This is a genomic window from Vibrio parahaemolyticus (genome assembly GCF_900460535.1).
Taxonomy (GTDB): Bacteria; Pseudomonadota; Gammaproteobacteria; order Enterobacterales; family Vibrionaceae; genus Vibrio; species Vibrio parahaemolyticus.
Genome location: NZ_UHIL01000001.1, coordinates 1813024 through 1825799, shown reverse-complemented (window position 1 = coordinate 1825799; position 12776 = coordinate 1813024). Strand labels below are relative to the sequence as shown.

The 12776-nt window shown below is 43.1% G+C and carries 14 protein-coding genes; 10 read left to right on the top strand and 4 right to left on the bottom strand.

What is annotated here, in order from left to right; genetic code table 11:
• The first annotated feature begins 209 nt into the window (after window positions 1-209).
• The 10 genes from ccoN (at window position 210) to uspE (ending at window position 9190) form a co-directional block, all read left to right on the top strand.
• The gene (gene ccoN / locus DYB02_RS08975; RefSeq protein ID WP_005477654.1) at window positions 210-1637 is read left to right on the top strand and encodes a cytochrome-c oxidase, cbb3-type subunit I; all 1428 of its coding nucleotides are present in this window, start codon (window positions 210-212) and stop codon (window positions 1635-1637) included.
• A gap of 12 nt (window positions 1638-1649) precedes the next feature.
• On the top strand, window positions 1650-2270 hold the full coding sequence (gene ccoO / locus DYB02_RS08970; RefSeq protein ID WP_005457377.1) for a cytochrome-c oxidase, cbb3-type subunit II: 621 nt from the start codon (window positions 1650-1652) through the stop codon (window positions 2268-2270).
• A 9-nt stretch (window positions 2271-2279) separates the two neighbouring features.
• Complete coding sequence (locus DYB02_RS08965) at window positions 2280-2453, top strand: cbb3-type cytochrome oxidase subunit 3 (protein WP_005396487.1); 174 nt, start codon at window positions 2280-2282, stop codon at window positions 2451-2453.
• Window positions 2453-3427 (top strand): cytochrome-c oxidase, cbb3-type subunit III, encoded by a 975-nt coding sequence (gene ccoP / locus DYB02_RS08960; protein WP_005477628.1) that lies wholly within the window; start codon window positions 2453-2455, stop codon window positions 3425-3427. Before DYB02_RS08965 ends, ccoP begins: the two co-directional genes overlap by 1 nt.
• Before the next feature lie 89 nt (window positions 3428-3516).
• A complete protein-coding gene (locus DYB02_RS08955; protein WP_005495014.1) occupies window positions 3517-3993 on the top strand; it encodes a FixH family protein in 477 nt (158 codons plus the stop codon).
• Window positions 3994-3997: 4 nt separating this feature from the next.
• Window positions 3998-6361, top strand: a complete 2364-nt coding sequence (locus DYB02_RS08950) for a heavy metal translocating P-type ATPase (protein WP_029805427.1) — start codon at window positions 3998-4000, stop codon at window positions 6359-6361.
• A 14-nt stretch (window positions 6362-6375) separates the two neighbouring features.
• Window positions 6376-6540, top strand: coding sequence for a cbb3-type cytochrome oxidase assembly protein CcoS (gene ccoS, locus DYB02_RS08945; RefSeq protein ID WP_005457379.1), 165 nt, complete (start codon window positions 6376-6378; stop codon window positions 6538-6540).
• 8 nt (window positions 6541-6548) lie between these two features.
• Complete coding sequence (locus DYB02_RS08940; protein WP_021822960.1) at window positions 6549-7226, top strand: sulfite exporter TauE/SafE family protein; 678 nt, start codon at window positions 6549-6551, stop codon at window positions 7224-7226.
• 90 nt (window positions 7227-7316) lie between these two features.
• Entirely contained in the window at window positions 7317-8063 is a 747-nt protein-coding gene (gene fnr / locus DYB02_RS08935; RefSeq protein ID WP_005477663.1) for a fumarate/nitrate reduction transcriptional regulator Fnr, read from the top strand.
• Between the two features lie 179 nt (window positions 8064-8242).
• Complete coding sequence (uspE, locus tag DYB02_RS08930; protein WP_029805425.1) at window positions 8243-9190, top strand: universal stress protein UspE; 948 nt, start codon at window positions 8243-8245, stop codon at window positions 9188-9190.
• Window positions 9191-9285: 95 nt separating this feature from the next.
• Here uspE and ttcA read toward each other — a convergent pair whose 3' ends face one another.
• From ttcA to DYB02_RS08905, 4 genes are all read right to left on the bottom strand, one after another.
• Entirely contained in the window at window positions 9286-10179 is an 894-nt protein-coding gene (gene ttcA / locus DYB02_RS08920; protein WP_005477636.1) for a tRNA 2-thiocytidine(32) synthetase TtcA, read from the bottom strand.
• Window positions 10180-10369: 190 nt separating this feature from the next.
• Complete coding sequence (locus tag DYB02_RS08915) at window positions 10370-11029, bottom strand: DUF2987 domain-containing protein (protein ID WP_005495024.1); 660 nt, start codon at window positions 11027-11029, stop codon at window positions 10370-10372.
• Window positions 11030-11041: 12 nt separating this feature from the next.
• Complete coding sequence (locus tag DYB02_RS08910) at window positions 11042-11878, bottom strand: glucosaminidase domain-containing protein (protein ID WP_029845814.1); 837 nt, start codon at window positions 11876-11878, stop codon at window positions 11042-11044.
• On the bottom strand, window positions 11871-12668 hold the full coding sequence (locus DYB02_RS08905) for a hypothetical protein (protein ID WP_005457395.1): 798 nt from the start codon (window positions 12666-12668) through the stop codon (window positions 11871-11873). Before DYB02_RS08905 ends, DYB02_RS08910 begins: the two co-directional genes overlap by 8 nt.
• Between the last annotated feature and the right edge of the window lie 108 nt (window positions 12669-12776).

Genomic DNA, 12776 nt, shown 5'->3' with positions numbered 1-12776 from the left:
TGATTTCCAGAGCTCCAGTAAGGTTACTACTCTGTCATTGAATTGTTAATTCAAGTATAGTGTCACGCTGAAAATGCCACTTTTTATTAAAGTCAGCAATAGAAATAAGGTGATGATAACACTTGAGTTCTAGAGTTTACTTGGGTGGTGTTACGACGCAAGTCGTGTTGGAAGTAAAGTGTAGTTAATTAGAAATTGGAAGCATGCAAATGAGCCAAGTAAAGCAGCTTGAACAAAACTACAACTATACAGTCGTTCGCCAATTTACCCTTGTGACCATTTTATGGGGCATAGTTGGTATGGCTGTTGGTGTTTTGATTGCCGCTCAATTAGTTTGGCCACAGCTAAACTTTGATACGCCGTGGTTGACGTACAGTCGTTTACGTCCACTGCATACTAATGCGGTAATTTTTGCGTTTGGTACTAGTGCCCTGTTTGCAACATCTTATTATGTTGTTCAGCGTACATGTCAAACACGTCTTTTTGGTGGCCCACTCGTTGCCTTCACCTTCTGGGGTTGGCAAGCAATTATCCTAGCCGCAGCGATTTCTCTACCTCTAGGTTTTACCTCAGGTAAAGAGTATGCTGAACTAGAATGGCCTATTGATATCGCTATTGCGATTGTATGGGTTTCATATGCAGTGGTGTTCTTTGGAACGTTAGTGAAACGAAACACTTCCCACATTTATGTGGCGAACTGGTTTTTCGGTGCATTTATCATCACAGTAGCAGTACTTCACATCGTGAACAGCATGGCTATCCCTGTATCACTGGGTAAATCTTACTCGATTTATTCCGGTGCGGTGGATGCAATGGTGCAATGGTGGTACGGACACAACGCGGTAGGTTTCCTACTCACCGCTGGTTTCCTAGGTATGATGTACTACTTTGTACCTAAACAAGCTGAACGTCCTGTTTATTCTTACCGTCTGTCTATCGTTCACTTCTGGGCATTGATCTCTCTATATATTTGGGCAGGTCCTCACCACCTTCACTATACTGCGCTACCAGACTGGACACAGTCTCTGGGTATGGTGATGTCTCTTGTTCTATTTGCTCCTTCATGGGGTGGTATGATCAACGGTATTATGACGTTGTCTGGTGCTTGGCATAAGCTTCGTTACGACCCTATTCTACGATTCCTAATCGTTTCATTGTCTTTCTATGGTATGTCTACTTTCGAAGGTCCGATGATGTCGATTAAGACAGTAAACGCACTATCTCACTACACAGACTGGACCATTGGTCACGTTCACTCTGGTGCGCTAGGTTGGGTTGCAATGGTTTCAATCGGCTCAGTTTACCACTTAGTCCCTCGCCTGTTTGGCCAAGAGCGCATGTACTCTGTGGGTCTGGTCAACGTCCACTTCTGGTTAGCAACAATTGGTACGGTTCTTTATATCGTAGCAATGTGGATCTCTGGCGTGATGCAAGGCTTGATGTGGCGTGCAGTTAACTCTGACGGCACCCTGACTTACAGCTTCGTAGAGTCAGTTGAAGCATCTTACCCATTCTACTTTGTACGTTTCCTAGGAGGTTTCATCTTCCTATCAGGTATGTTCTTAATGGCATACAACACGTACAAAACGGTAAGTGCGCCAAAAGAAAGCCTCAAGGCTATCCCTCATCCGGCATAAGGAGATTTAAGAATGAGTAATAATTCTAATAATCGCCATGAAATTCTAGAACGTAATGTCGGTTTGTTGGCTATTTTTATTGTTTTTGCAATCAGTTGGGGTGCTCTTGTTGAAATCACTCCTTTGATTTTCCAAAAGCAAACCACAGAAAGTGTAGAAAACTTACGAGTCTACACTCCTCTGGAAATGGAAGGTCGTGACATCTATATCCGTGAAGGTTGTAACGTTTGTCACAGTCAAATGGTTCGTCCTTTCCGCTCTGAAACGGAACGCTACGGCCACTACTCTGTGGCAGGTGAAAGTGTGTGGGAACATCCATTCCTTTGGGGGTCTAAGCGTACAGGTCCTGATTTGGCTCGTGTCGGTGGTCGTTATTCTGATGAGTGGCACCGAGTACACCTACTTGACCCTCGCGAACTAGTTCCTGAATCAAACATGCCTGGTTTCCCTTGGCTTGCTGAGAACGTATTAGATGGCAAGCTGACTCAGAAGAAACTTGAAGTGTTCCGCGATCAGTTTGGTGTTCCATACGAAGATGAAACAATCGCGAATGCGGCTAAAGAAGTAGAAGGTAAAACAGAGATGGATGCAATCATCGCTTACCTTCAGTCTCTTGGTCATGCAATGAAGTAAGGGGATCATATGGATTTCGGTACAATTCATAGTATTTATACCGTAGTGCTCTTCGCGAGTTTTATCGGCATCGTATGGTGGGCATTTAGCAAGAAGCGTAAAGCACGCTTCGAAGAAGATGCCAACTTGGTGTTTGCTGACGAAGAACAAACGACCCCAAATAACCAAGGAGTGAAGAAGTAATGACTACATTCTGGAGTCTCTGGATTATCGTGATTACTATCGGTACGCTAGTAGGCTGTGCGATCCTCCTGACTTGGTGCGCCAAAGATAAAATGGGCGTCGAGGAAGGGGAAGACATGGGCCACGAGTACGATGGTATTCGCGAGCTAAACAACCCTCTACCGAAATGGTGGACTTACCTTTTCGTAAGCACGTTTGTGTTTGCTGCAGTTTATCTAGCCCTGTTCCCAGGTCTAGGTAGCTTTAAAGGCTTTTTAAACTGGCAAAGTTCGGCTCAAACCGTTCGTTCGCTTGAAGAGTCAAAAGAAGCTATTGCACAGGCACAAGAAAATAAACAACTCAACCAATACGCAAAAGAACTGGATGATGCGGATGCCTACTTCGGCGAAGCATTCCGTAAACTTGCTCATAATGCGAATGGTCTACGCCCTGTTCCTGAGATCGCGCAAGACCCAGAAGCATTAAAAGTTGGTCAACGTTTGTTCTTGCAAAACTGTTCACAATGTCACGGCTCAGATGCTCGCGGTCAAAAAGGTTTCCCTAACCTAACTGATGACGCATGGCTATATGGCGGTGAGCCAGCAGCAATCGTAACAACCATCATGCATGGCCGTATTGGTCAAATGCCAGCATGGAAAGATGCGCTTGGTGAGCAAGGTGTCCAAGAAGTAGTAAGTTACACATTAAGCCTATCGGGTCGTAAAGTTAACGCTCGTGAAGCTGCAGCAGGTAAAGCTCGCTTTGTTGTGTGTGCAGCGTGTCATGGTACAGATGGTAAAGGTAACCCAGCAGTTGGTGCCCCTGACCTAACTGACCAAGACTGGCTATTTGGTGACTCGCGTGCTGCCGTAACTGAAACCGTAATGAATGGCCGCTCTGGTGTTATGCCAGCATGGAAGGACATTCTAGGTGAGGATAAGGTTCAACTTGTTGCCTCTTATGTCTGGAGTTTAAGCAACTCAGACAATAAGTAACATTTCAATAACAGCCCCTTTCACAGGGGCTGTCTTTCCTTTAAATTTAATGCCTTACATTTTTTCATTTAGCTGTTGAGAACTTTTTTATGGTAAAGCCTTGGTATAAACAATTCTGGCCGTGGTTCCTAATCATCCTTCCTCTTACGGTAGTCGTTTGGACAATCGCCACGGTAGTCGTCTTTTCAAACAACTCTGTTTCTCTTGTTGCTGAGGATTACTATAAAAAAGGCAAAGGCATAAATATCGACATCAGTAAAATGAACGTCGCTCGTGACCTTGGTCTTAATGCGAACATTTCTTCTCTAAATAACAATATCGTAATTGGCTTTACGAAAGGAGCGCTAACGCACTACCCAGCGCTTACAGCAACGTTTACTCACCGTACATTACCCGATCGTGATTTTACGAAGCTAGTTACCGCAGATGCATCTGGCAACTATCGTTTTACCACTGAAGACGCTATACAAGGCCCGTGGTTTGTTGAACTTCAACCACACGATAAGCAATGGATGATTCAAGGCAAAGTCGAATTTCCAGCAGTTTCTGTCTCATTAATGAAGTAATTTTATGTGCAAATCCTGTTACCACTGTGGTGAAGATGTACCAGCAAACACGGATTTTAAAGTAGAAATACTTGGCGAAGTTCGTGAGATGTGCTGCCCGGGGTGTGAAACTGTCGCACAAACTATCGTAGATAGCGGTCTTGTTTCTTACTACCAGTACCGAACCGCACCCGCTGAAAAAGCAGACCTCGTTCCAGAACAACTTCAAGCTCTGATCCACTATGACAATGAAGACGTTCAATCAGAATTTGTACGTAACCATGACAATGTATCTGAAGTAACATTATCTCTCGAAGGTGTATCCTGCGCCGCTTGTGCATGGCTTATTGAAAAGCAAGTATCCAGCGCTAAAGGTTTAGTCTCCATACGGGTAAATACGACAACAAACCGAGCTTTGCTGGCGTGGGACAAAACTCAAGTTAAGTTAAGTGAACTGCTTTCAGTTATTCATAAGCTTGGTTATAAAGCCGCGCCATTTGAAGCAGACAAACAAGAAGCATCTTATCACCGAATGATGAAGCAGTACCTTTACCGATTGGGTATTGCTGGCTTAGCGACGATGCAAGTAATGATGCTTGCTGTGGCGTTGTATTTAGAAGTGTTTGGCGATTTGGAACCTGAATTTAAAAACTACTTCCGATGGGTAAGTTTGATTTTCGCTACACCAGTTCTTCTTTACTCTGCCCTACCATTTTACCTTAATGCTTGGCGAAGCATTAAAGGGCGAACTCTAGGCATGGACGTCCCAGTTTCGATCGCTTTGATTTTCGCTTATGTTGCGAGTTTAGTTGCGACAGTAACTGAGCAAGGCGAAGTATTCTTTGAATCTATCTCGATGTTTACCTTCTTTTTGTTAGTGGGTCGATTCTTAGAAATGCGCGCTCGCCGCAAAGCTGCTGCTGCTAGCGGTAACTTGCTCAAGCTTATCCCTGCCATTGCAACAACACTAGACGGCGAACAAATTCCAGTTAAAACGCTGAAGATTGGTGATCGCATTCGCGTTCTCCCTGGCGAACATATCCCTGCTGATGGCAAAGTTATTTCTGGCCGTATTCATATTGATGAATCAATGCTGACTGGTGAGTCTATTCATGTCGTAAAAAAAGAAGGTGATGCTGTTTATGCAGGTACATTAAACGGAGATGAATCATTTGAGTTGGAAGTCACCAATTCAAAAGCAGACTCGATGATTTCAAATATTGTGCGCCTTCAAGATGAAGCACAGCATTCGAAGCCAAAAATTGCAGAAGTTGCTGACGTCGTAGCACGCTACTTTGTTGGTGTAATTCTTATCATCTCAGCTGGAACCTGGTTTTATTGGCACCAAACCAAACCAGATGATGCTTTTTGGATTATGCTTTCGGTTCTCGTCGCTACATGCCCTTGTGCATTATCCCTTGCTACACCGACCGCACTAACTTGTGCGACTTCACGAATGGGCAATTTTGGCATTCTGTTGCGAAAAGGCCATGTATTCGAAACGCTTTGCAAAGTTAATCATCTCGTCGTCGACAAGACAGGAACCTTAACGAAAGGTGACATCGAGATTAGCCGTACAAGCACATTCAACGAGCTTTCTGAAGCGGAAAGTCTGGCCCTTGCATCTGCTCTTGAAGCTCATGCAAACCACCCTATTGCGCGTTCATTTACCGGTTTCAGTAATGACGAGATTATTGTAACAGATGTTAAAAACGTGATTGGCTCAGGAATCGAAGGGATTTGGAATGGTAAGACGGTAAAAATTGGCAGCTCCTCGTTTGTGCTAGATTCGAGCATAAAAGAAAGCAATGCCATTTACTTGTCAATAAACAACGAACACGCTGCAACTTTTTATTATCACGATCCTATTCGCAAAGAAAGTCAGGCGTTTATTCAACGTTTTGCTGAAGCTGGCATCAAAACAACCTTACTTACTGGTGATTCTATTCAAAACGCACAGCCTGTTGCTAACGAAATTGGTATCGAGCATGTGATCGCATCTGCAAAACCAGAAGACAAACTCGCGTATCTTAAGAGCCTTGATAGCAGTGATATCACCATGATGGTTGGTGATGGCATAAACGACGCACCTACTCTAGCGGGAGCCCATTTATCCGTGGCTATGGGCGGTGGTACTGACGTTGCAAAGGCATCAGCAGATATGACGCTTCTTGGAGATAACTTAGAAAAGTTATTGGAAGCTCGCCTATTGGCTCTTCGTACAAGAAAGATTATCCGTGAAAACTTAGCTTGGTCATTAGGCTACAACTTGTTAATTTTGCCGTTAGCGGTTGCAGGATTAGTTGCGCCTTATATCGCAGTTGTTGGGATGTCAGCAAGTTCAATCATTGTTGTATCTAACTCACTGCGACTTCTAAAAGAGAAGTAAACAAGAGAACACTTATGGAAAGCCTTTATATTTTAATTCCAATCGCGATTGTTCTTGTTTGCGTTGCTGTCGCTATTTTTCTTTGGGCGGTTCGAAGCGACCAGTTTGAAGATCTTGAGCGACAAGGACACAACATTTTATTAGATGAAGAAGAACAATCAGACAATAAGAAACCGTAGTATGTTTTATGAATCCTGATTTTTTAGGTGCTTTGCTTATCGGCCTTGTCGGGGCCGGCCATTGTATGGGGATGTGTGGTGGTATCGCATCCCTACTTTCCTTAGGTAGTTCAAGCTCAAAATCCTCCCCAACCATACCTTTATTCTACAACCTTGGACGACTCAGCAGTTACGCCTTAATAGGCGCACTTGTCGGAGGTGCAATATCAGGGTTATCGGAACTCAGCGGCTTAGCTCAATCTCTTGCGTGGCTGCGTTTTGTTGCCGCAATCTTCATGATTTTGGTTGCGTTATATATTGCGAAATGGTGGCAAGGTTTACTCATCGTAGAAAAGATTGGCCAGCACCTTTGGAAGTTTATCTCTCCAGCTGGAAAAAGCCTTTTACCACTTAAAAAGCCAATACACGCACTGCCCTTTGGTTTTGTCTGGGGGTGGTTACCATGCGGGTTAGTTTATTCGGCATTAACATGGTCGGCGGTGTCCGGTAGCGCAGTAAATGGCGGCCTAATCATGCTAGCTTTTGGTTTGGGAACGCTGCCATCCATGCTCGCTGTTGGTTACGGAGCTAGCCATTTTCAGAAACTGCAAAAATCATTAATATTTAGAAACATCTCAGCATTAATCTTAATTGTCTATGGCGCGTATACTGCCGCGGGTGCCATGCAGATGCTTGGTTTCATATAACGCAAAACTCTATACCACCGATATTTTTGCTATCCTTTAGGATTAAGCGGTGCTAAAATATTGATGTATATCAAATAGTGAAAGGTTGTTATGATTTCTGAAAAACCTGCAACAAAGCGTATCCAATCAGGCGGTTGCGCGATTCATTGCCAAGATTGTAGCATTAGCCAACTGTGTATCCCATTCACTCTGAATGAATCTGAACTTGACCAGTTGGACCAAATCATCGAGCGTAAAAAGCCTATCCAAAAAGGACAAGAGCTATTTAAAGCAGGTGATGAGCTTAAATCTTTGTACGCTATCCGTTCTGGCACGATTAAGAGCTACACAATCACAGAACAAGGTGATGAGCAAATCACAGCATTTCACTTAGCTGGTGACTTAGTTGGTTTTGACGCTATTACCGGTGACTGCCACCCTAGTTTCGCTCAAGCTCTTGAAACATCAATGGTTTGTGAAATCCCTTACGAGATCCTTGACGACCTATCAGGCAAAATGCCTAAACTTCGTCAGCAAATCATGCGTTTAATGAGTAACGAAATTAAAGGCGACCAGGAAATGATTCTTCTGCTTTCTAAGAAGAATGCTGAGGAGCGTCTAGCTGCTTTCTTGTACAACCTGTCAACTCGCTTCTCTCAACGTGGCTTCAGCCCAAGAGAATTTCGTTTGACCATGACTCGTGGCGATATTGGTAACTACTTAGGCCTAACGGTTGAAACCATCAGCCGCCTATTAGGTCGTTTCCAAAAATCTGAAATTCTGAGTGTTAAAGGTAAGTACATCACCATATTAGATCATGATGCGCTAATGGAACTTGCCGGTGTAACAAAAGAGTAATCTCGCTTACTTATTGATGTAGCTCGAAAATGAGCTACATCATGTTTCTCATAAAATCCCTTCGAAAGTCCTCAAAAAGTTCCCCAAACTAAGCTACAGTAAAAATATACGAAGAGTCTCCAATTTACTGATTTAACTTGTTTTCAGTATTTGGTTTCGCAACATAAGTGGGCTTAGTTATGAGTATATACAGTAAGATTCTTGTTGTTGCTGACATCAATAATGATGAACAGCCTGCACTCGCTAGAGCGGTTCAATTAGCTCAAAAGAGTGTATCCAGAAGCCGAATCACCTTCTTCTTATCCATCTACGATTTTTCCTATGACATGACCTCAATGCTGTCAGTCGATGAAAGAGATGCGATGCGTCGCGGCGTTATCCATCAACGTGAGCAGTGGATGCGTAAGATTGCTCAACCGTACTTAAACGATAGCTTCGATTTTGATGTTTGCGTTGTGTGGCACAACCGTCCTTACGAAGCAATCATTGCTGAAGTATATGCTGGTGGGCACGATCTTCTAATCAAAGGGACACGTAAACACGATGTTTTAGAGTCTGTGATTTTCACGCCGACAGACTGGCATTTATTACGTAAATGCCCTATCCCTGTACTTTTGATCAAGAACTCGGATTGGCCGGAGCAAGCTAATATTCTCGCTTCTGTACACGTGGGGTCAGAAAACCCAACTCACATTGATTTGAACGACGCGATGGTTGAACGCCTCAAAGAGATGTCAAACCGTCTCGATGCTGAACCGTATCTCGTCAACGCTTATCCTGTTACACCGGCTAACATTACGATTGAGTTGCCTGAATTTGACCCAACGACCTACACGGATGCGGTTCGTGGCCACCATCTCACCGCAATGAAAGCATTGAGACAAAAACATGGCATCGACGAAGAACAAACCATCATAGAACAAGGTTTACCAGAAGACGTCATTCCTGCAGCAGCGGAGCGATTAAATGCAGCAATGGTGATTTTGGGTACGACTGGTCGTACGGGTCTTTCAGCGGTCTTTATCGGTAACACGGCAGAGCATGTGATCGATAAGATTAACTGTGATGTACTGGCATTAAAACCAAAAGGTTATATCAGCCCTCTCGATCCAAATACCGCAACGTAGAGCAAATAATAAAATATAAAAACGCCCCTCTTTTGGGGCGTTTTATTTTCGGTTTCAGCAAGTACAAAATAGGAGGCATTGTTGCCTCCTATTTACTAGATGTTCGTTACATCGATGAATAGAGATTCATCGATGTTAGTTGAAGAAACGACTGCTTCACTAAACTCATACTCTTCGCGGCTACCGTCACGATCTAGCGGCAAGTTTACAAAATCAAACAACTCACGGTCTGCCAATTGGCTTGGGCTTACGTTTTGGATTGATTTGAAAATCGCTTCTACGCGTCCTGGCGTCTTCTTATCCCAATCAATCAGCATTGCTTTGATTGCTTGGCGCTGCAAGTTCTCTTGAGAACCACATAGGTTACAAGGAATAATTGGGAAATCTTTGTGCTCTGCGTATTTGATCAGGTCTTTTTCGCGGCAGTAAGTCAGCGGACGAATAACCACGTTACGACCATCATCAGAGCGTAGTTTTGGTGGCATTGCCTTCAAACGAGAACCATGGAACATGTTCAAGAACATCGTTTCTACGATGTCATCCATATGATGACCAAGTGCAAGTTTTGTTGCGCCGATTTTCTCAGCAAATGAGTAAAGCGTACCACGACGTAGACGAGAACATAGACCACACGTTGTCTTACCTTCTGGCACTTTTTCTTTAACTACTGAGTATGTGTCTTTATCTACGATGTAGTAAGGAATATTCAGCGTCTCAAAATACTCAGGCAAAATATGCTCTGGGAAACCAGGTTGTTTTTGGTCTAGGTTAACAGCAACCACTTCAAATTTGATTGGTGCCGCTTTTTGTAGATTCAACAGGATATCGAGCATCGCAAATGAGTCTTTACCACCGCTTATGCATGCCATGACAACATCGCCTTCTTCGATCATGTTGTAATCTGTAATGGCATTTCCAACATTTCTTCTCAAACGTTTTTGAAGCTTGTTGAATTCAAGGGTTTCTTTTCTTGTATCTTTCTGGTTCATTGCGGGCTCTCACATCGCCGATAAAATCGACAGTAGGACTTCCTAACATGGGTTTCTTTGGGGCGTGGATTATACGGGCTTTTGCAGCAGGATTAAATGTTTGTATTGAAGGATAAGAAAATAAGTACGCTGATTTATCATCATGGAATAGGAAAAGAACCGCGAATGCGGCTCTTTAGTGGAGATAGTGCTATTTCTTTGCTTGGGGCAAATAAGGAAGCACTCTCATCGTTGGTTCCGGTAACGTTATTGTTCCACCTTCGCCAATTTCACTCAAAGCAACCTGCACTTTACCGTTAACAATCGCCTTCTCTTGTCCATTTGAAAAAACGATCTTACCGTTAAGTTCGTTGGCAAACTCCATTGTGACGCCTTGTACTTCAGGTGTGAACCATCCAGCAAACATCCCCCCTAAATCCTCTAACATGCTCTGCATTTGAGGCATTAATGGCTTCAGTTGCTCGTAAGAAACGCTACCCTGTAACGGTTCTTTCGTCATAACAACTAAAGAATAGTCACATCGGCTATCTTTAGGGGTGTGTACGAATACCAAAGGATTTGCGGATTTTAGATTTTTGTCGATCGGTAATGGCAGTTCTTTCGACGCTGGAATCACAAACTCTTCGTAGTGTTCTTCCTTTTCCATCCATGCTTTTTCAATCGTACACAGCTGCTTAGTTCTGGCATCGACGAAGAACACACCGACTTTAACGTCATCATGCCCTTCTTTAGTGTTATTTTTTAACTGAGTATACAGTTTGGAATACGTAAACATATACTCTTGAGCATGCGTTATCGGTGACGAGAGCAAGAGTGCTGCACTTCCTAAAATTAAGCTTAACTTTTTCATTCGATTATTATTTTATTGAGTCCAGTAGGCGTTATTGTGACGAATCATCGAGCGTAAGTCATTAACGTATGCAATGCCTCTCTCTGAGTAAGACAACAGTCCATGAGTGAGTTCTGATGCTGTCGCCACGGATAACAAGTTTTTGTGCTTATCTGCCAACATAGCTCGAATATCACGTAAGTCAGCGTAAGCTGGATTGCGATTCACATTCATAAAGTAGCCATGAATTGACTGCTGAACTGAATCGAATTTTTGAACTTCGTGAGTTTTTCCTGCAGCACGCTGAGCAGGCACAATTCCGCAACCCTGTTTATAACACCATTGGCCGAACAAGTTGTTTGCTTGAGTAGCAAAACGAGAGGTACCCCACGCGGATTCATTGGCAGCTTGAGTTAGCACTAATGCTTCTGGTAAAACATTGACTCGCTTTAACATTTCAGTCAGCCAAGCTTCATCAACATGACCATCATGAAGAGGAAAACCATATAACTGCGCTAATCTTTCTGCGTAAGCTTCTTCGTCCGGCGACACTTCTCCAATCTCAAGAGAGCTTAGAAAAGCACGTTCTTTTTCAATCCTGTGATTTTCTAGTGCGATTTTAGGCCGTAAGAAATCGAAAAATGCCGCCTTTTTTTCTTTGGCGTCTTTGATAGAGTTAAAGTCTGGAATGTCCTCAATGTAGGGCAAGTGCGACAAATCAGGATGTTTCACCGGACCTTGAACAACATTAGGATCATTCACGCTTTTGAACTGGTGGTCGTAATGCAAATATGGACCTACCGAAATAAAAGTGGCGGCTATACAGGCAGCCGCCACTCGTAAAGTCATTAATTTTAAAGATTTAGGCATTAAACACCTGAGATTTACCATCGTGATCGTTATCATTTTTTTGTGTTGCTACGATCTTAAGTTTGATGCCAAACATTTCTCGATAAAGGATGCCCTTCAAATGGAAGAAGAATGGCAAGACAAAAATAAAGCCAATACCGTAGAACATAGCCGCAACAATAAACATCAACATAACGCCCATGTAAAGCCCTGCCACAACAAAAATCTTCTTGTTGATCGCACGTAGTGATAATAATAACGATTGCATAGGTGGCACTCTTTTCTCGCAAATCAGTAAGATAGAGTGACTAAACGCCATTGCTAAATATAATGAAAGCGGTGGAAGGATCATTCCCGCGACACCTTGCAACGTTAAACTGAACAGCGTTGCAATAATAACAGGAACGGTAAATTGCAGACCTTTACCGACATGACGAACTTTGGTTTTTAACCCTGCTACATGACTCATCGCCATCAAACTGATCCCAGCATAAATTGGTGCGCTGATCACTTCATAACTAAAGTTAGCGATATAAATAGCAGAAACGATATTAGCGGTGAATGCTTCCGGATTTTCTATCGCATCGAGAATGACACTTGGGTCGCCCAATTGAAGTTGAAGTGCAATGTAGAAAATCCCCAATTGGACAAAAAGCAAAAGAATAATCGCTGGTGAGAACGATAAAAAGTGTTGAATGGTTGCGCGCCAAGCTTCACTAAATACAGCACTCGCTTTTAGTTCGTAGTCGCCAGACAAAGCTCGCTCTACACTCCCCCCAAGATTGAAATCTTTTTCAAAATCGTTATTCATATATTATCCAAGATTAACTTGTGAATTTTTTACTGGTATACCAGTCAATTAAAGTGGCCAACATTATAAAGAAATCTTTCCACGTCTAAAATCAGAACTGACGTTCTA